Source organism: Arthrobacter sp. BC5 (assembly GCF_056680255.1).
The window spans coordinates 189,532-208,410 of sequence record NZ_JBWXPX010000002.1 but is presented as its reverse complement, the minus strand read 5'-3'; the positions used below and the strand labels follow the sequence as shown (position 1 = coordinate 208,410).

The 18,879-nt window shown below is 62.5% G+C and carries 18 protein-coding genes; 11 read left to right on the top strand and 7 right to left on the bottom strand.

The annotated features are described in order from the left end of the window. Window positions 1–257: 257 nt before the first annotated feature. On the bottom strand, window positions 258–1,241 hold the full coding sequence (locus tag AC1MFI_RS18580) for an arsenic resistance protein (protein WP_479821201.1): 984 nt from the start codon (window positions 1,239–1,241) through the stop codon (window positions 258–260). 154 nt (window positions 1,242–1,395) lie between these two features. Between AC1MFI_RS18580 and AC1MFI_RS18575 the strand changes: the two genes are divergently transcribed. Together AC1MFI_RS18575 and AC1MFI_RS18570 are read left to right on the top strand one after the other, a co-directional pair. Further along, window positions 1,396–1,806, top strand: coding sequence for a hypothetical protein (locus tag AC1MFI_RS18575; RefSeq protein WP_479821200.1), 411 nt, complete (start codon window positions 1,396–1,398; stop codon window positions 1,804–1,806). Window positions 1,807–1,809: 3 nt separating this feature from the next. Further along, window positions 1,810–2,538 (top strand): RES family NAD+ phosphorylase, encoded by a 729-nt coding sequence (locus tag AC1MFI_RS18570; protein WP_479821199.1) that lies wholly within the window; start codon window positions 1,810–1,812, stop codon window positions 2,536–2,538. 233 nt (window positions 2,539–2,771) lie between these two features. On the opposite strand, the gene lspA is transcribed toward AC1MFI_RS18570, so the two are convergent. The 3 genes from lspA to cmtR form a co-directional block, all read right to left on the bottom strand. Continuing rightward, the gene (gene lspA, locus AC1MFI_RS18565) at window positions 2,772–3,290 is read right to left on the bottom strand and encodes a signal peptidase II (RefSeq protein ID WP_479821197.1); all 519 of its coding nucleotides are present in this window, start codon (window positions 3,288–3,290) and stop codon (window positions 2,772–2,774) included. 87 nt (window positions 3,291–3,377) lie between these two features. After that, window positions 3,378–3,983, bottom strand: a complete 606-nt coding sequence (locus tag AC1MFI_RS18560; RefSeq protein ID WP_479821196.1) for a cadmium resistance transporter — start codon at window positions 3,981–3,983, stop codon at window positions 3,378–3,380. Continuing rightward, window positions 3,980–4,339, bottom strand: coding sequence for a Cd(II)/Pb(II)-sensing metalloregulatory transcriptional regulator CmtR (gene cmtR / locus AC1MFI_RS18555; protein WP_479821195.1), 360 nt, complete (start codon window positions 4,337–4,339; stop codon window positions 3,980–3,982). The genes AC1MFI_RS18560 and cmtR overlap by 4 nt, the downstream gene beginning before the upstream one ends. Before the next feature lie 209 nt (window positions 4,340–4,548). Between cmtR and AC1MFI_RS18550 the strand changes: the two genes are divergently transcribed. The 5 genes from AC1MFI_RS18550 (at window position 4,549) to AC1MFI_RS18530 (ending at window position 9,314) form a co-directional block, all read left to right on the top strand. Then, a complete protein-coding gene (locus tag AC1MFI_RS18550; protein WP_479821194.1) occupies window positions 4,549–5,040 on the top strand; it encodes a hypothetical protein in 492 nt (163 codons plus the stop codon). A gap of 204 nt (window positions 5,041–5,244) precedes the next feature. Next, a complete protein-coding gene (locus tag AC1MFI_RS18545) occupies window positions 5,245–5,994 on the top strand; it encodes a cytochrome c biogenesis CcdA family protein (protein ID WP_479821192.1) in 750 nt (249 codons plus the stop codon). A gap of 143 nt (window positions 5,995–6,137) precedes the next feature. Beyond that, window positions 6,138–6,803, top strand: a complete 666-nt coding sequence (locus AC1MFI_RS18540) for a TlpA family protein disulfide reductase (protein ID WP_479821290.1) — start codon at window positions 6,138–6,140, stop codon at window positions 6,801–6,803. Between the two features lie 172 nt (window positions 6,804–6,975). Continuing rightward, a complete protein-coding gene (gene resB, locus AC1MFI_RS18535) occupies window positions 6,976–8,544 on the top strand; it encodes a cytochrome c biogenesis protein ResB (RefSeq protein WP_479821191.1) in 1,569 nt (522 codons plus the stop codon). Continuing rightward, a complete protein-coding gene (locus AC1MFI_RS18530; RefSeq protein WP_479821190.1) occupies window positions 8,541–9,314 on the top strand; it encodes a DUF3093 domain-containing protein in 774 nt (257 codons plus the stop codon). Before resB ends, AC1MFI_RS18530 begins: the two co-directional genes overlap by 4 nt. Before the next feature lie 163 nt (window positions 9,315–9,477). Here AC1MFI_RS18530 and AC1MFI_RS18525 read toward each other — a convergent pair whose 3' ends face one another. After that, window positions 9,478–10,635 (bottom strand): hypothetical protein, encoded by a 1,158-nt coding sequence (locus tag AC1MFI_RS18525; protein WP_479821189.1) that lies wholly within the window; start codon window positions 10,633–10,635, stop codon window positions 9,478–9,480. Window positions 10,636–10,711: 76 nt separating this feature from the next. Between AC1MFI_RS18525 and AC1MFI_RS18520 the strand changes: the two genes are divergently transcribed. Continuing rightward, complete coding sequence (locus AC1MFI_RS18520) at window positions 10,712–11,065, top strand: antitoxin Xre/MbcA/ParS toxin-binding domain-containing protein (protein WP_400485132.1); 354 nt, start codon at window positions 10,712–10,714, stop codon at window positions 11,063–11,065. Next, complete coding sequence (locus AC1MFI_RS18515) at window positions 11,062–11,625, top strand: RES family NAD+ phosphorylase (RefSeq protein WP_479821186.1); 564 nt, start codon at window positions 11,062–11,064, stop codon at window positions 11,623–11,625. Before AC1MFI_RS18520 ends, AC1MFI_RS18515 begins: the two co-directional genes overlap by 4 nt. Before the next feature lie 41 nt (window positions 11,626–11,666). On the opposite strand, the gene AC1MFI_RS18510 is transcribed toward AC1MFI_RS18515, so the two are convergent. Further along, window positions 11,667–12,035 (bottom strand): hypothetical protein, encoded by a 369-nt coding sequence (locus AC1MFI_RS18510; RefSeq protein WP_479821185.1) that lies wholly within the window; start codon window positions 12,033–12,035, stop codon window positions 11,667–11,669. 201 nt (window positions 12,036–12,236) lie between these two features. Here AC1MFI_RS18510 and AC1MFI_RS18505 point away from each other — a divergent pair, with 201 nt between their 5' ends. Beyond that, a complete protein-coding gene (locus tag AC1MFI_RS18505) occupies window positions 12,237–12,518 on the top strand; it encodes a hypothetical protein (RefSeq protein WP_479821184.1) in 282 nt (93 codons plus the stop codon). Window positions 12,519–12,606: 88 nt separating this feature from the next. On the opposite strand, the gene mobF is transcribed toward AC1MFI_RS18505, so the two are convergent. Beyond that, the gene (gene mobF, locus AC1MFI_RS18500; protein WP_479821289.1) at window positions 12,607–17,403 is read right to left on the bottom strand and encodes a MobF family relaxase; all 4,797 of its coding nucleotides are present in this window, start codon (window positions 17,401–17,403) and stop codon (window positions 12,607–12,609) included. A 555-nt stretch (window positions 17,404–17,958) separates the two neighbouring features. Here mobF and AC1MFI_RS18495 point away from each other — a divergent pair. After that, window positions 17,959–18,387, top strand: a complete 429-nt coding sequence (locus AC1MFI_RS18495; RefSeq protein WP_479821182.1) for a hypothetical protein — start codon at window positions 17,959–17,961, stop codon at window positions 18,385–18,387. Window positions 18,388–18,879 lie beyond the last annotated feature (492 nt).

Here is an 18,879-nt window from a genome sequence, read left to right as displayed (position 1 = left end):
GGGCCACTTATAGCCGTCCTAGTGGGGCCAGTTTAGGTTGACACAGCCACCTGACCGCAGGGGCGTGCACACGGCCCCTGCGATGAGTGTCGTACACATGGTGCTCCTGGCTGCTGTGAGGTGCGTAACCGTAGGGTTCGCTGACCACACCTAGGGACAGTTCTTGAGGAGTTATCCACCGCTACGGCCGCTAAGGGAGCTACCCGCAGGGCTCCCTGGTTAGCCGTGGACAACCCCAGGACAGCCGTGTGGTGAGTTCAGGTGACGCTGACAGGAGTGCCCGGGATGAGCTTGGGGAGGGCTTTGACGTAGGTAACCATGCCGATGAGCTCTACGAGAGTTTGTGTCACAACGACCAAGGCAACCAGCGCCAGGGGCTCGGGTAACGCGAGGGCCAGGGGCAGGACGACGAGAGAGTTCCTGGTCGCACCACTGAAGACCACTGCGGTGGTGCTGCCCGCGTCGAGCCGCATAGTGCGGGCAGCGAGTACGCCGACCGGAACCATGATGATCAGGAACGCGATGTAGATCGGGATGACCGCAAGCAGTGAGCGTAGTTGCTGACCGACGCCGACGATCTGAGAACCAATGACGATCGCGAGGGTCAGCATCATGAGGGGCACCATAAGGTTCTGCATCAGCCCGATGAGATGTCGTGCCGCCTGAGCACGGCTGGCCCACCGCTGGGTAAGCGCGGCCGCGACAAGGGGAAGGACGATCAGCACGATCAGGGCTTCGATGAACGGGCCAGGTTCGATAGCTGAAACGAGGTCCGGGCCAACGAAGATCAGCAGGTAAACCGGCAACAGCAACATCTGCGTAAGCATCAGCAGCGGGGCGGCGGCGAGGATCCGATCACTGGCTCCCCCGGCAAGTCCGGAAAAGGCGATCACGTAGTCGATACACGGGGTGAGCAGGACCATCATCACCCCGATGAGCAGCGCCTGATCGTAAGCAACGAAGCGTGAGAGCCCGAAAACAATGACGGGCACGATGAGGAAGTTCAGGACCATCACCGTTGCCATGAACCGTCCATCGCGCAGTGCCACCCCGATCTTAGCGAACGGGATCCCCAAGAACGTGGCGAACAACAGCAGACCCAGGACTGGATTGATCGAGTGTTCCAGAGGCCCCGCGACCGCCGGCACCAGCCACCCGAACAGTCCACCGACAACGATCGCCACCAGGTAGAAAAGTATCTGGTGTCGTTCCATCGTTTCGATGAGGCGCGCTGTCGTCATGCTTCCAGCCTAGGAGGCACCATACCGTCGTAAGCACGAGTATCAGAACGGATGGATACGAGTGTCGGAACCTGTATCGTTTGGTGCTCGTTTACATGTATATATGAAGCACCAGTAATTGGACCCACCACGACACGGCGATAGAAGGACCATCATGGGCGACGGAGTAACCACCAGGACACGGCATGGCCGCGGCAGTGCTACAGGATCGCCGGGGAATGACTTTGAAACCAGCTTCAGCGACATGGTCACAGTCCTCAACGACAACCTCGGCCCTGCTTTGACGCAGCTTATTGCGGGAAAAGATCGACAGACCGTCACCCGCTGGATGGCTGCCAAGCAGCTCCCGAAGTCCCTGGAAGTTGAACGCCGCATCAGGGCTGCCTATCAGATCTTCGTATTCCTTGCCCAAGACTCACGTGCGCCGCAGTCGCCGCACACTGTCAGGGCCTGGTTCATGGGTATGAACGGCCAACTCGATGACATGTCACCGGCCGAAGCGATTGCAGAGAACCGGACCCGCGAAGCGATGGCCGCCGCACGCGCGTACCGGGCAGGAGGATAAAGCGTGGATCGGGGCGACTCGCTCACTGCCGAACTGGAACCCGAACTGGAACCCAGATCGGGGCCAAGGTTGGCACCCAGAACGGTTGAGATCCCCGACAGGGTTTGGCGAGTCGCCCTCATCCCCTCGGGGGAACGTTTCTCAAAAATCTCACCCGATGACGCTCTGCTTCCGGACGCCGGCAACCGATTCGACGTACCAGGCGGAGGCGTCCTGTACTGCGCGACCACCCCGCGCGGGTCCTACTTGGAGACCCTTGCCGGTAAGAGAGTAACGCCGAAGATGGCGGCCCTTGTCCGAGATGACCCGACCGGGTTCATGCCCCCGAACAGCATTCCGGCGTCCTGGCGGGATGAACGCCGCCTCTTCACCGTCGGAACGACGAACCCAGCGTCGTTCATCGACGTCGAAGACCTCGAAACTCGCCAGTACATCCTCGAGCAGATTGGTGAGCAGCTCGAACCCTTGGGTGTTGAAGCACTTGACGTCCCCGACGTGCGCGGCATGAACCGGCTCTTGACGAGAGAAATCGCACGCTGGGCCTACTCTTCCCTGGACGACGAAGGAGTCTACGACTACTCGGGTATCCGATACGTGTCCAAGCTCGACAACGAAGAGTGCTGGGCGGTTTTCGCCGGTACGGAGACCTTCATCCATGAGCAGTCCACCATCGATAAAACCGATCCGAACCTGATCGACGTCGCCCGCCTGTTCGGTCTGACCATTCACTAGGCGCTGTCCGCTGCGATCGTGATCGCAGGTATCTCATATGAGGACCGTGGAGCACACCAGCGAATGCAGCACACTGGGTGCCACCACGATGGGACAAGTTGGTGCCAAAGACGTGAGCCGGCAGTGAGTGATCAAACTGTAATTCCGCCAGGGTCGGGTTGGGGGCAGGCTCAGCGCCGACCCCTGAACAGTTCGTTAGCTGGAGGGCGTTGGTGGAACCGCTTCGTCAAGGGTCAGGGGTCGGGTGACTCGGTGGTGCTGCCGCGCGATGTGAGCAGAGTCCCGAGGACGAACAGCCCGACACCGACGGAGACGAAAACATCAGCCAAGTTGAAGGTGGAGAACCACGCGACGTGTAGGTAGTCGACCACACCATCACCAGCGAGCCGATCAAGGAAGTTTCCCAGCGCCCCGCCAAGCAGCAGGGATCCCCCTATTCGACCCGTACGGCCTAAGGTGTGAGCTGATGCCAGCAGGAACCATGCCAGCCCCACGATAATCGCACCAGTGCCGAGCACGATGACGATCGGCGGCAGATCGGCTCCGAAGCTGAAAGCGACACCCGGGTTGAAGTGCAGCCGCAAGTCCACGAGTCCGCCTTCGATGGTTTGGCCCTCACGCAGCTGTAGCTCGATGACGGCCTTCACCGCGAGATCAGTACCAACCAGGATCAAAGACCCGACCAGCAGCCACACCCGGGCTTTATTGTGTGCTCTCGACGCAGCGGACGCAGCAAGCTTGTCCTCACTCATCACGTTTTCCCGTTGTTGCCGCTTGGCGCGGTGTTGACAATCTGGGGGGAACCTCGGCGCCGCTTGGACGGAGGTAGGTGCATGTCGTCACAGGCCGAACGCTCCACCACTGATGAGGATGAACAGGCCAAGAGCGATGAGGACGACGGGGAACAGGATGTGCTCCCAGCGTTCGAGAGCTTCCGCGATGGGGCGTCGTGTAGCCACGAACTTAGCGAGCCACACAAGGACGATCACGAGGGCGAGGAAGACCGCGCAGTAGGCGACGACGGCGGTCGGCCCGACATTCAGGAATACCGGGACATAGACCCCGATATTGTCGCCACCGTTGGCGAAGGTCACGGCAGCGACAGTCAGGACACTAACCTTTTTACCGGCGACTTTCGCCTCGTCGTCGTCATCGTCGTCGTCTCGGTTGCGCCATACCTGCCATGCAACCCGAAGACCCAACAGCAGGGGTATGAGACCGAAGTACGGAATGGCCTCCTCGGGGAGGAAGGCACCTGCGCCGAGGGAGACGAGTACCGCAGCGCCGAGGATCCCGATGAAACCGAGGTACTGCCCACCGATGATGCGGGCGGTGGTGCCTCGTTGTCCCGTTCCGCGGGCGAAGAACAGGGCGAGGACGATGATGTCATCGATGTTGGTAAGAAAGAACAGCCCGATGGCTGGAAAAACTGAAGACAGAATCACGCGGTGACCACCGAATCCTGGCAACCCGGCAGGGAACATTCAGCATCCATGCACGGTGCTCCCTCATTGACCGCGAGGCTCACTTCAACCAGGGACGTCAGGACTTTAGCCAGGTGTGGATCAGCGATCTGGTAGCGCGTCTGCCGACCTTCGGAGCGAGCAATGACGATTCCGCAATCCCGAAGGCACGCAAGATGATTGGAGACATTTGACCGGGTGAGCTCCAACTCACGGGCAAGGTCCGCCGGATAGGCGGGATGGTCGAGCAGTGTCATGAGGAGACGGGACCGGGTCGGATCGGCCATCGCCCGTCCTAGCCTGTTCATCACATCGAGGTATCGTTCATTGGTCAGCATGCGCTGTACTATACATGAATGGCTGAATCGGCAAGGAAGGCCGATTTCATCACCAGATGTAGCCGTCCGGTTTTAATGAGATCGGCCGCGGCCCTAGCCGCAGTACTCAAGGCAAGCCTGCTGGATCAGGTCCGTCCCTGTCCGCCGGTAGAATGAGGCAAGGTCAGACCGTTGAAAACAAACGATGCAGCAGGAGCGTTGGGAGAGTCATGCATCAGATGATGCTCTTGAATCCCTCTGCCGTTCCCTCGCCCGCACGGTGGCACCTGCGGGTGCTCGTGCTCCTGCTGGGCATCACCATCCTGCACGTATGGGCCGGGCCTGCGTTCTCCAACAGCAGCAGTGCACCCGGACAGCCCACTTCGATGACGACCATCACGCAGCAGGTAGCCGCCTCCCCCGCCGCCCTGATATCTGCCGATGTCCTTCACCAGACCCCGTCCCCCCTTATCGGACCAGACTTCGGTCAGGACGTCCTCCTGGGAGATGTGTGTGCTGCCGCCTGTCCTGATGGGCATCTAATGGCGACTGCATTGTGCTCGATGGTGCTGGTCGTTGCCGGCCTCATTGGCTTTTATTGTCTGCGCGCCATGGTCTTCCTGCCCGGGGCTAACAGGACGCACGAGTTACGACCGTCGGTTGCGGCCCCCCTGCGCTCAAGCGGCGTTTCCCTGCTGCAACTGTCGATCAGCCGCATCTAGGATCCAGCGCCTTCCCCGAGACCGCCTCACTCCTTCGCCAGGTTCAACAACTGCCGGACGAGCCCTGCCTACTCTCCGCGCGGCGCCTTCACGCTCTCTTGCTGCGTGCCGCCGCGTTCCAAGGACTCCACCCATGACTTCCCCGCATCACCCTCAAACCCATCACTACCCAGCGACCACCACAGCCCGGCCGGTAGGTCACTAATGACTATTGGTGAATACTTCGCAGACAGCGTTCAATCCGGGGCGCTGCTGGCCGCAATACCCCTGGCGATGATCGCAGGGCTCGTGTCCTTCCTCTCCCCCTGCATCCTGCCGCTCATCCCCGGCTATCTGGGCTACGTTTCCGGACTGGCAGAACCCGGCCGCCCGGACAACCGGCGCAGACTGCTGACCGGCGTCGCCCTGTTCATCCTCGGCTTCGCCCTCGTATTCACCCTCTACGGTGCCGCGTTCGGTGTCATCGGTTCCTGGCTTCTACGCTGGCAAGACCCCCTGATCCGGGTCCTCGGCGTGTTCGTCATCGTCATGGGACTGGCACTGGTCGGCCGGCTTCCGTTCCTGCAGCGAACCGCGAAAATGTCCTGGCGGCCCCGCACCGGCGTCGCCGGCGCACCCCTGCTCGGTGTGGTCTTCGGTCTGGGCTGGACGCCCTGCATGGGTCCCACCCTCAGCGCCGTCCTGGCACTGAGCACCACCACCGGCACAGCGTGGCGTGGAGCGCTCCTCGGGTTCGTCTACTGCCTCGGCCTGGGCATCCCGTTCATCCTCGTCGCGCTCGGAGTGCAGTGGGTCACCACCGCCCTTTCCTTCGTTCGCCGTCATATCCGTGTCTTCAACCTCATCGGCGGAGCCCTGCTCGTCCTGGTCGGAGTCCTCATGGTCACCGGCGTCTGGATGCTGTGGATCTACCAGCTCCAAAACCTCGCAGGAACCTTCCTCACCCCCGTCTGATGCTTCCCCTGAACGCACCCCCTTCCCCGCGCACACCACGATCGAGAAGAGATCGCCCCATGAGTGCCCCCACCCGCACCAACCAAAACCCACCCCACGCACCAGGAACTCCGCCCGCGCCCTGTACGCCCCGACAGGATCCGATGGCGCCCGGTAGTTCGCGCCCCCGCTCCCGCGCGTGGACATTCGTAGCTTTGCTAGCGACGGTGACACTGCTCATCACCGGATGCTCGGCGCAGAACAACTCCCTTGCCGAGCAGGCCAACGCCGGCGACAACAAAAACTACATCGCCGGTGACGGGTCGGTCGCCGAATACGCTCCCGACACCCGAAGCGAACCAGTGGACGTCAAGGGCGAGCTTTACGACGGAACGACCGTCGATTCCAGCCAATGGGTCGGCGACGTCGTCGTCCTGAACGTCTGGTACGCCGCCTGCGCCCCCTGCCGAGTCGAAGCGCCCATGCTGCAGACATTGAGCTCCTCCTTCGCACCCGAGGGCGTCAGGTTCTACGGCATCAACGTCCGCGACGAAAAGCCCACGGCTGAGGCGTTCGAACGGAACTTCGGCATCACCTATCCCAGCTTCGGGGACCGCGACGGGAAGCTGCTCCTGAGCCTCACCAGCTATGTGCCGCCGCAGGCCGTGCCCACAACACTGGTCCTCGACCGGCAGGGCCGCGTCAGCGCCCGCATCCTCGGCATCGCCGACGAAAGCACCTTGAAAACCCTGATCGCAGACGCACTGGCTGAAGACAACCCTGCGACGCCCCTCCCGTCCACGACGGCGGGAAACGACGATGCCAGCTGACCCCGCACCCGGACAAACACCCCTCCAAACACCCAGCCAAACCCCGGAGGACGCTCCCGGCCAGGCACCTGACCAAGGTCTCGATTCGAGGCCAGAGCAGACACCCGATATCTCGGTATCCAGTCTGAGCGCCAGCGAAATGCTCCGTTGGGTATGGCGGCAGCTCACCAGCATGAGGACAGCCCTGCAGCTATTGCTACTGCTGGCCGTGGCCGCCGTCCCCGGGTCCCTGTTCCCGCAACGCCGAGCCAATCCTGCTGTCGTCACCCAGTACCTAAAGGACAACCCCGACACGGGTCCCTGGCTTGACCGCCTGCAAATGTTCGACGTCTTCTCCTCGGTGTGGTTCTCGGCGATCTACCTCCTTCTCTTCACGTCCCTCGTCGGATGCGTCCTCCCCCGCACCAAAGCCCACCTCAAGGCACTGCGATCAGCACCGCCGCGCACCCCCCGCCGGTTCGCGAGACTCCCCCAACACGGAACCATCGTCCTGAACGAAGGCGACGCGGGAACGCCCGCCCCCGACCCATCCGCGGCGGTCAAGGACGCAGCGGCGCTCCTGCGGAAGCTCCGATACAGGGTTGACATCCGCGACGCAGACACGGCCACACCGTCCGTGGGTGCTGAGCGGGGTTTCATGAAGGAAGCAGGGAACCTGCTATTCCACACCGCGCTGATCGGCGTACTGGTATCCGTCGCCATCGGCGGCATGTTCGGCTACAGAGGACAGAAACTCATCGTCGAAGGGGAAGGGTTTACCAACGCCCTCATCGGCTACGACTCCTTCTCCCCTGGCACCAACTTCAACCCCGACACCCTGACCCCCTTCGCGCTGACCCTGGACGACTTCGATGTCCGCTTCAACCGGGACGAACAAGCCACCTACGGTCAGCCCCTGGACTTCACCGCGCGGATGACCGTGCAGGAAAGCCCTGACCAGCCCGCCGAGGACCGGGTCCTAAAGGTCAACTCCCCCATCGGCATCGGCGGCACCAACGTATATCTCGTCGGGAACGGATACGCTCCCGTCGTCGAAGTTCGCGACGGGGAAGGGAACATCGCCTTCTCCGGTCCCGTGCCGTCACAACCCACGGACTCGGCCTACACATCGACGATCGTCATCAAGGCCCCAGATGCTAATCCTGACCAGCTCGGATTCGTCGGTTTCTTCCTGCCGACGGCCGTCGTAAACAGCGAAGGTCTCGCCTTTGGTTCCGACCCGGACCCGTTCAACCCCCGACTGAACCTCAACTCCTACTATGGGGATCTCGGCTTGGACGATGGAACACCGCGGTCCGTGTACCAACTGGACACCACGAACCTGACTCAACTCAACGGACGGGACCAGGACGCGGGTGGCATCGTGCTCGAGCCCGGGCAAACCTACGAGCTGCCCAACGGACGAGGGTCCATCACGTTCGACAGTCTGAAACGCTTCGTCGCCCTCGACATCACCTATGACCCAGGCAAAATCGGCGCCCTGATCTTCTCCACCCTCGCCCTGACCGGACTCATCCTCTCGCTCATCACCGCGCGTCGGCGCGTATGGATCAAAGCCCGTGCAACACCAGAGGGAGGCACCACCCTTGAGTACGGACTCCTCGCGCGAGGAGAAGACTCGGGCCTGCGAAACGAGGCCGTCAGACTCGAGCAAGCACTGTCGTCCCACTGGGGTGTCACCCCGAGCAACAACGAGCACAAAAAGTCCGTGCCATCACCTGACACACCGCAGCACATATGACCGCCAAAAAATTCATCGCCACGAGAACGCGACGATTCGTCGGGCCGATCCTGATGACACTCGGGCTTCTGACCGGCGTCGGGCATCTCCTCGCCAGTACGCCACAACGCCAACCCCACATGTCCGCTCTCTGGGACGTAGTGACTGGTTACCCCGCCGCCGCACTCCTGTTTATCGTCGGAATCATCCTCACCAAACAACCTCACTGGAAACCCTCCAAGGCACCGCACACCGCCATCCACCAAATAGACCGGACCACGCTCATGTACCAGCCACACGAAATGCCCGGCCTCACCCCACAACACACGAAATTTGCAGGGCAGGAGGGCGAAGTCCTATACGGGGAGCGTCTCTACCCGAGCTTCTGGATTTGGGTTATCACAGTAGGCCTAGCTTTTGTTCCTGCCATCGTTTTCGCGCCCATCGATATGCTGATCGGCGTCGCCGCATCGGTACTGACCTTGGTCGGCCTCATCTTCGCGCTGCTCACCTCAACACCCACGATCCGCGTCACACCCACCGAACTACATGTAGGACGAGCTCGCATCGAGCGTCAATATGTGGGTAGGGCTCAAAGTTTCGCTGGCGCGAACGCTACGGCGCAACGGGGCACGCACCTGCACGGCCTGGCTTTTCTCTGCATCCGCGGATGGATCGACGGCGTTGTCCGAATCGAACTGTCGGACAAAGAAGACCGCACACCGTACTGGCTCGTTTCATCACGTCACGCCAAGGAACTTAGCCACGTGCTCAACGGAACTGAGGCATAGCCCTTCAGATTTTCTTTTTAGCCAGAGCATTTGAACTTGCTTCACGTATTTGAAGGGAAACCGATAACGAGCCTCATGTAAACCTATGTTGACGCATGACTCATTGGACGCTTCTCAGTTGCACCAAATCCTCTACCCACGAGAGGCCTGGCTCAGGGGCGAATCAGGCGACGGCAGCAGCCTGCTCCTCACCGATCTGCGCGAGGATGCTTTCGAGGGTACGGGTATGAAGTTGCGGCTCCTTCTTGCCGAGGTACTTCCGATTGATCAGCTTGCGCAGTTCGAGGGCTCGGGCCAACCGATCTGTCTCTGACTTCATACGCCACGCAGCAGGTTGTGCCATGAGCTGTTGCATTTCTGCTGCTCGCGCGTGGAGATAGTGACCCCTGTTGTCATCCAGCGGTCCTTTGATGGAGCTGGCACACGCCCCTATACGGCAGCCGATGCGCGTTCGGATATCAGTGTGCCCAAGCAGCGCAGCGCCAGTCGCTCGACTGACGGTGAGAGCCAGTCCCGGAAGGTACACACCCTCCTGGGATGGGCGAGCCTTTTTCTTGCCGTTTTCATCAAACTCTGGCGGCTTCGACTGCTGATTGATGGTGCGCGCATAGTTCACCGACTCCAGCTGACCAACTCCCACGGAGTAGTGGTCTGCGTGACCAAGGGCAACTGCCGCCTGGCCAATATTGCCCGACTGGCCTAGGGTCACCTCCAGGCCGTATCCCTTGAATACGTCGAGGTTCTTGAAAACCGCTCGGATCTTACGGATGCTCTCCTTCTCGCCGCCCAGCGGGGAGAAGCGCACATCTACAGAGGTGAAGCCGGCTCGTGCATACTCTTCGGCGACGTCGCGTATAAGGCCGGTGGAACACCGCGGCCCGAAGGTCATGATTGGGCGAGTTGGGAGATCGGTTTCCGATCGGGTCAACTCGGCCAACCCGAGGTTGAGCAAAGCGGTCTCGGGCGACGCTACGAAGAAGCTTGGTGGCGTAACCAGAGTGGCGGCTGCGGGATGTGCTTCGAGGACTGCGGACACCAGCTTGGCACGGGCATCCGGGTCAGCAGCGAGAGCAGAAAGATTGTAGGGAGTTCCGGTGAAACCCGGGATCTTTTCCAACGCGTACCCCGGGCTGGCGAGTCGCTCAGTCCTTGGATCGAAGGTGACCGGAATCCCTGCTTCGCGAGCAGCTTCAGCAACAGCGTTCTGGTGCCCGGCCCCGGACACATGGAGAGCGATTGCACCGATCGCTCCTGCGTCTCGTGTCAGGAAATCCTCAACCTTCAAGTGGTTGTTGTACCCCAACCGGAACTCGATACCCATGCCCGCCGCCTCTCGTTTCGTGCCAGTATACGTGACATACTAGGTGACATAAGCAAGACACAACGGAAGACACGCAATGACCGCCACCGCCGGAAACAACGCCCTCGCCATCAAAGTCAACGACATCATCGATAACCTCGGACTAACCCAGGACGAAGTTGGGCAAATAGTTGATGCCTCTGCTCGCACCATCTCGCGATGGACTCAAGGTGTCGTCGTACCTCAGCGCCTCAACAAACAGCGGCTGCTCGAATTGGCCTACGTGGCACAGGCCGTTACCGAAGTCATTCCCCGAGAACAGGCCAACCTCTGGATGCTTTCACCGAATCGCATGCTCGGACACGACAGCCCCGCTGACCGTATCCACGCCGGCCAGTTTCGTGACGTACTTGACCTCATCGAAGCCTTGGCTGAAGGCGTCGTTCTGTGAGTTCACCCGCCAACGATGAGGTCGTCGCACAGGTCGACCGCATCGGAGCGACGCCATTCTCCGGACAGACATATCGCTATACCGCCGCCCGCCGCGATCCGCTATCGGGAGCGGGAGCCAGACTCTTCGGAGGTCGGTGGAATCCCAGGGGCATCTACGCCACTACCTACCTCGCACTTCCAGAAAGCGCCTGCATTGGTGAGCTTGACAGGGCAGCAACGTCACAGGGGATGACATCAGAGACATTCTTGGCCGCCCCAAAGGTGTTTCACTCCCTCGCAGTCACCCGCCTGCCCGTCCTGGATCTCAGGGCACCTGAAACGCTGGAGCAGGTGGGCCTGACCATTGACGATATCGCCGGCGACGATTGGGATGCCTGCCAGAGCGTGGGCCACGCCGCATGGTTCCTTGAATTCGGTGGTGTACTAGCTCCATCGGCAACCGGAAACGGTTACGTGCTCGCCGCCTTTGAGGACCGTATCGACCCAGGCAGTATTACCGTCACTTCAAGCACCCCCCTGTCTCCCACCCTGTGCAAGCAGCTGCGCGAACATACATAGGACGAGCTAAGCAGCGGATACGACCAAGTCCAGCAAGTGGTCTAGCGGACCGTTACGTTCGAAACCTCTTGCTGACGTCGCAGGGCATCGTCGTAGAACGCCAAGCGGGCTGACGCGCGTGCCAAGTCTCGTTGCTCAAGCATGAACGAGTACGCGATCCACATGCCGAGGAGCAGGGTGGCGGCGACGGTAATATACGGGGCGGCCACACCATATGGGCCGCTGCCGTCGATGATGCTCCCCAGAAGCATTGGCAGCACCACCAATACGATGCTGAGGTAAAGGGCCGTGAACGCCGCGAGGCTACCGCCACCAAGGTGCGCGACACGGGTGCGAAGTTCTCTGAGATCCTCAAACTGTTGCGTCTTGCTAAGGGAAAGAAAGAGGTCAAGATCTGACTGTTGAACCACGGGGAACGATCGCGACCGCCTGCCCATACGGTTGAATGAGTGCCTCCGCGAAGCTTACGAAGGCGCCCCGACAAAAACGTCCTTCTCCTCGGTCTCGTGCCCTTCGGATGCAGTCCCCCGAGGCTCGAACCAGCAACTTGTAAGACCGCGTATCGTGCCATGGCGTAGATACTTGATGCATCTAGGACAAGGATGGGTCTGATGGGGAAAGCAAGTCGGTTGAAGGCTGCACGTCAAGAGGTGAAAGTGATCCGCGAACCGATCACCGAAACGCACGAACCAGATGTGCCGCAGAACTGGCCTCATGGCCATGTAGGAGTAACCCTGACGGACGACGACCAAGATGAGTGTATCGAGGTAACCATCCACGGGGTCCGGCACTACCTTCACTCCTCAACGGCGCAAGAACTCAGCACAATGCTCAGCTCGCGGATTGAGGAGTGGAATGAAAGGCCGCAAGCGTTGGGGCTCCCAACAGTGTGAAGACAGCGCTCCCGTGCTTGATCCGGGATCGCAACGGATGCGCTTAAACATGCTGGCCACTTATTCGGCTCATGAGGTGGCAACGCGTTTACAGGGAGCGGCCGTTGTCCTTTGTCGCCTGGTCCGCTCGACGGCTTGCTGCTGCTGTGTCCTTCTTTGACGATGCCGCTTCGCGCGCCTGACGCTCGGCGGCAGTAGCCTTCCGACTTTCGATAAGCTCGGCCTGCCGCTGGCTGAATCCTCCACCAGAATTGGTACGACGAGCAGTAGTGCTGTTTTTCTCACCCACACTTGTCTCCTTTTGGCCCTGGTTCTTCGCATCCGTCGCCGGTTCGCCTGCAGCCGCTGCCGCTTGTGCGCGGTGTCTAGCGAGCACACGGGCGACGGCAGCTGACATATCGTCACCCTGCTGCGGTACCGGCTCGGCCTGCACGGCATTCACAATGCGTGCCTCGCGCTGCTGCGGTGCCGGCAGCGGGTCGCTGGCGGCGCCGCGTTCTTCACGCATCCGGTCGACGACCCGGCGGGCGGCTGCCTGCTCGGTCGCCATGCGGTCCACGATCGCTGCCTCGTCCGCTCCCTGCTGGATCTGCGTGGCCGTCCTCGGTGCGACGGTCGTGAGTTCGTTGTGCTTGTGCAGGGCTGTGGCGCGCTCGATGAGGCGCTGCGCGGTGGGATCATCCCGGTACTGCTTGGGGATCAACACTGTTTCGTGGGCGCCGATGTTGTACCGGTTCCGGTATGCCTCGGTCTCGGCCGCGATGCTGTACCACTCGGCTGCCTTCGCTTGCCTACCGGGCACGGGCCCGAGCGCGTTGGTCCACGCTGGCTTCTCTTCCGCGAGCTGCGCGCCACGGACCATGACCCTCTGCCCGAGGTGCGCTCGGAGACGGTCAAGCTCGTTCCGGTAGGAGGCAGGCACCAGCTGATCGCGCAGGAGCACGGACGGTGCGAGGTCCTCACTGACCGCCTCGGCGGCGACCCTCGGAATGCTTGCATTACTTGTCTTCCTTGCATTACCAGCATTGCTTGTATTGCTTGTATTGCTTGCCTGTGGCAGTGCGAGGGCGCGGAGTTGCTGCTCGTACCGGATGGTCTCGCCAATGGTGACCTGGTGGGCGGTGCGGGGATCCTCCCCGCGTGCGGTGCGCTCGATCGCGGCCTGCGTCGGGGAAAGGTCCTGGCGGCGTTCCAACTCGACCGTCATCGCCTGCACAGTCCACTGTGCCTTCCGGGTTGTGGCGTCGACGGGCTGGGTCGGGTCAATTGCCTGCACCCTCTGCCGGGCATCGGTGCGAGCGTCGATGAGCTTGTCGGTCCGCATGAGCGCGAACGGGCGTGCCGCCCACTGCGTGTCCATCGGCATCTCACCGGGTGCGCGGCGGGGCAGCTCCGTTCCTGCTGCGTGCTTCGTGGCCTGGTCGGCGAGGCGGGCCAAATGCTCATCGGACACGGCGCCGAGGGGACGCTTGTCGGCGTTGGCGAGGAGGCTGCGGGCGGCGTCGATGCGCTGCTCGAGCCGGTAGGCGAGGACGGCTGCCGGGTCCTGCGCTCCGTCGAACCCGCGAAGGTGCCCGGTGTCGGCGTGTTGTCCGCGCCCGCTGCTGTCACGGCTGACGCCGGAGGCCTGGGCGAGGAGTGCTGCAGGGTCAAGTCCCTGGGCTTCGGCCGCGCGCAGGTGGGTTGCCACCGCTCCCCATGCCTCGTGCGAGGTGAACTGCACGGCGGTCCGCGGCCCCAGAACGTCGGCTGCGATGGTCCTAGTCTTGGCCTCCCATGCGGCGTTTTCGACCTCGGTGTAAACGCCGGCGAGGGTGGCGACGTCACCGGATCGGACGGCTTCGGTCCTTACTGCTTCATGCGCGGACAGGGTTCGGTCGTAGTTCGCGGTGATCGTTGACAGGACACTGTCGCGGGTCACGGCCTGGTCGTTGTCGTCGCCGAGGGCGACGTAAAGACGGTTCGTCTCGCGTCCTCGGGTGGCGGCGACGTAGGCGCCGGCGCGGTCGGTCCGCTCGTCCAGAATCGCGTGCGCGGTGTCCACGGTCGCGCCCTGGGCGCGGTGCACGGTCGCAGCGTAGCCGAGCTGTCCGTGCTCATGGAGGTACTCGGCGTCGACGGTGATCCGTCCACGGTGGCCTGCGTGCCGGAGCGTGATGCGCTGCCTCTCCTCACCTGCAGCTGCGTCGGGAGCTGCGTCGGTGGCGGGGTCGGCGGTGACCTTTTCGACGGTCCAGACGTCGTTGTTCTTGACGAAGTCCTTGCCCTGATTGACCTGCAGGGTGCGGTCGTTCTTACGGGTGACGACAGTGTCGCCGGCATAGGCGCGCAGTCCATCGCGCAGGACGACGGAGGGGGTTGCCTCAGTGATCGGGCCGGCGCCATCGGTGAGGTCGCCGGTGGCGATGCGGGCTGCCTGGGCGCGTGCGTTGAGGTCGGTGACGGTCGCGTTGTCGGTGGCGACCAGCAGCGAAGTCTTGCCGGCCTGAGTGTCGGCCATCCACGCGCCAAGGGCGTCCTGCGTCATGGCTTCGGTGGTGCCGGCGGTGATGCGCTTGTTCTCGAGGTACCAGTGGAACGGGGTGTCCACGCCGGCTGCGGGCGGCTCGCGCAACGCCAGGGACGCCTCCGCCTCGCCTTCCATGCGGAAGCGGTGGACTTCCTCGAGGCGGACGGCTCCGACCTCGTTGTTGAGCAGGCGCAGCGCCCCGCCGGAGCCGATAGCTCCGAGCTGGCGGTCATCTCCGATGGCCCTGACGACGGCACCATGACGGGCGGCAACGGCGACGACGTCGGCGAGCTTCGGGGTGGTGACCATGCCGGCCTCGTCGACGATGATCACGTCCCCAGACCCAAGGGCGAAGGCTCCTGCGCTGGCGCTCGTACCGGCTTGCTGGTTGCGGTGGGTGGCCAGGAACGCGTCGATGGTCGTCGCTTCTGCTCCGAGGTCTGCGCTCATGACGGCGGCCGCGGCGGCGGTGGGGGCGAGCCCGATGACCCGGCCGCCGGTGTCCCGGACGGCGTCGGCGGCCAGGGAAAGGCTCGTGGTCTTACCTGTTCCTGCCGGTCCGATGCCGAGGTTAAGCAGCTTCTCGTCAGTGGCGAACGCGCGCGCGAGGTCGATTTGCCCTGGGGACAGGGCTGGCTTGCCCGCCTTCGCTGCCGCTTCGGTGTGCTTCGCCAGAACGACGTCGAAGCGTTCCATGGACACGGCCGGGATGACGATCTTCTGTCCAGCTGCGAGGATCCTGTGCTCGGCATTCAGTACCTCGTGGGAGGTGAACAGGGCAGTATCGGCCTGCTGGAACTGGCTCGATCCATCGGCCCGCAGGAACTCGCGCAGACGCGGGGTGATGGCATCGGGCGTGACCTGGAGACTGTGCGTGCCGGTGACGGACCGGGTGACCTTCTCTACGGTCTCATCGGCGATCACTTGCCCGGGGAAAGCGTCTTTGAGGTGGCGGCGGGTCTGGGCGATGACGTGGTTCCGACCCCATGAAGCGCGCTTGCCTGACAACTCGTGCACGATCTCGCGGGCGTGCTCGTGCACGTTCAGCTCCGCGATACTGGGGCCGGCGGGCGTGCCAGTAGTTGCTGAGATGCCGGCGCTGCGGACGTGCTCGAGGAGTGCCGGTCCGACCGGCATGCCCATCCCTCCGTCCAGTCCGGTGCTGTAGTCCTTCTGCCATTCCTCGACCAGATCGGAGAGCCGGCGGGCACTCTTCTTCTCCGGCCGGGTCTCCAGCGTGGCCTGCTGCGCCAGGGCGATCTTCTGCTTATCGCTGGGCGCGTACCCGTGCTTGTCGCTGAACTCGGACTCCAACCGGTTGATCGCCCCGGCGATGTTCGTGCGCCTCGAGGACGCTCGGTGAATAGCGTCCAGGTCAATGCCGGCGACCTCGTACACGGGCTCTCCGCCACCGGTTGTCCGGGCTACAGTGCTGACGCCGAGGGCCGCGCAGACCTTCTCAATCACCTTCGCGTTGTACGTCTCGGACGCGGCGACGTTCATCTTGTAGAGGGTCCGCCCGTCGAGGGAAGACCACTTCCCGTCGGCTCCCTGGACCTTGTTGGCGATGACCACGTGGTCGTGCAGTTGCGGGTCCCCGGCGCGGGAGTCGTAGTGCCGGAACTGGGTAGCGGCCAGTCCGTGCTTCACGTCGATCTGCCGCACGCCCTGCGGTCCACGGCGGGTGTAGACGGCGTTCTTCTCGAGGAAGGTGATCGTCTCGGCGATAGCTTCGTTGTGGGCAGCCTCGACGGCTTTGCGGGCTTCGTCTCCGCCGAGCGCCCACAGCAGGGATACCGATTTGGCGGGAGAGAACACCAAGTCATACCCAGCCACTGTCTGCTGCTTGGGCGCTGTCTGCGCCGTAACGTAGCGAGCCAGCTCTTCGTTGCTGCGGGCGTTCCGGCCGTGCGACTCCCGGAATAGCTCACCACCTACACGGAACCGGATCTCGTGCATGGCCTCTGTGGGAAGCACCTTGTCGGCATTCTCGGGGCCGCTCCACGCGGGTCCACTGGTGCGCCGGAAGCGGGCGACTTCCTCGTCGATGCGGCGGGTCATGTCTGTATTGGCAGCGCCGAACTGAAGATATTTCCGACCCAAAGCAACGTCAGCCTGTGTGCCTCCATCAGCGAGTATCTGAGCTGCGTTGGGCTTGATTCCTTCGCCAAAGAGAGCTTTCATCTGCGCCTCGGTGACTTCGCCCTCAACCTCCAAAAGCTCCTTGGAGTGTCCGACCCACTGCCCCGGAGGCATGCCGTCGACGGTGTAGTAGTCCCCCAGCTCGCGGCCGCCTGCGCGCAGCTCATCACCGCTGGCGACTTCGGAGGTGTAGTAGGCGTAACCGTCCCCAGCACTGAGCTTATGGACGGTCATCACAGCCCTATTCTCGCGGGCTGGGCCGCGATTGTCGACCTCACTTACATGAGTGCATGAGGTGTGACGGATTGTGGTGGTTGGAACGGGGTGAAATCGTGAGGTGACGACGGAGGAGGAAACGCGATGGAACCACGTGGAGGCCACTACGATTGGTCCATCGCGAACGTGATGCGGTTGTGCACATGAGAATGGGCTGTGGGTAACACGATTTACCGTTATCCACAGTTCGTTCGATTGTGTGGAACCGCGGACGGACGTTATCCACCAGGTGGGCAGCATAGAGACGTTGGGTTATCTCGGAGCTGTCCACGTGTGGTCAACGTCCGTTAGATCCAGTCCGAGCGTCAGCGAGGTCCGCATGAGTAGTTGTGAGTGCCGGCCTCGAGGACGAACGGTGTCCGGGATTGGCTGGTTTTCGGTAGGGGTCGACCCGTAGTGGTCGGGCGCTACCCGTTAGGTTTGACAGGGAAAATGCGTCGGACCGCAAGTCGCGGCTGGAGCGGGATCAGGTACACGTTTTGAACGCAGGATGAGTGAAGGGGACGAGTCATCATGGCAGCACCGAGGAAGTCAGCGCAGCAGGTAGCGGCACGGGAGAAGGCGAGGGCGAAAGCTCAGGAACTGACCGAGCGGCACGAGCGGTTGATTGACCTGGCGGCGGAGTTCTTCGAGCAGGAGCAGCAGGCCGAGCAGATTCGCGCCGAGGCGCAGGAGCGTGCGGACGCGATCCTGGCGAAAGCCGAGCAGGACGCCGAGGCGGCCGCGAAGGAGGCTGGCGCGAAGGTGCAGCAGATGCTCGACACCGGCGAGAGCCGAGCAGCGGTCGCCGCCCGGCTTGGACTCAGCACTGCCGAGATGAAGCGGGCTCTGGATGGGGTCGGCACCAGCTCGCCCTCCGGGGAAGGGCGTACCGAGCCGGCGCTGGCGGCAACAGCGGACGACGTCGCGGAGCAGGTTGCCGCCGAGACAAAGGCCGCGTAGCGGGTGAGGCTCCGACGGCATGAATCCGGGCTGGGATTTCTGGTCCTTGGTAGTGCCATCGCTTGTTTGACTCTTGCCCTCATCGTCTTCGGTACAGCCGCTGTGACGTGGCAGCCTTTCGCAGCTCTCGTTGCTGCTGCGGGTTTGGGGATCTGGCTTTTCCGCTTCGGCTCGCGTCATGCGTGGGTAGCACTGCTGGTTCTGGCCGGAACACTGGCCGTGCTGTTCTTACTCGCGGGCAACTCCGAGGTCATCCGGTCGGTGCCGGTCGCGTGGATTTTCGGTTTCGCTGTCGGGTCAAACTTCGGTGTGGCGTGGAGGATGACGGCTCGCAAGCCGGCGGCGTTGTCGGCCGCGAGGTAAGTCGGATCGTGTCGGTGTGCAGCGCGGCCAAGGTGCGCGTGCCTGGTGCGCGGCACCGGAGCCGTGTCGAGGTTGAGTGCGAGGACGGCGGTTCGTCGCCGGTGACCACAGCTCGAGGTTCCTACAGTG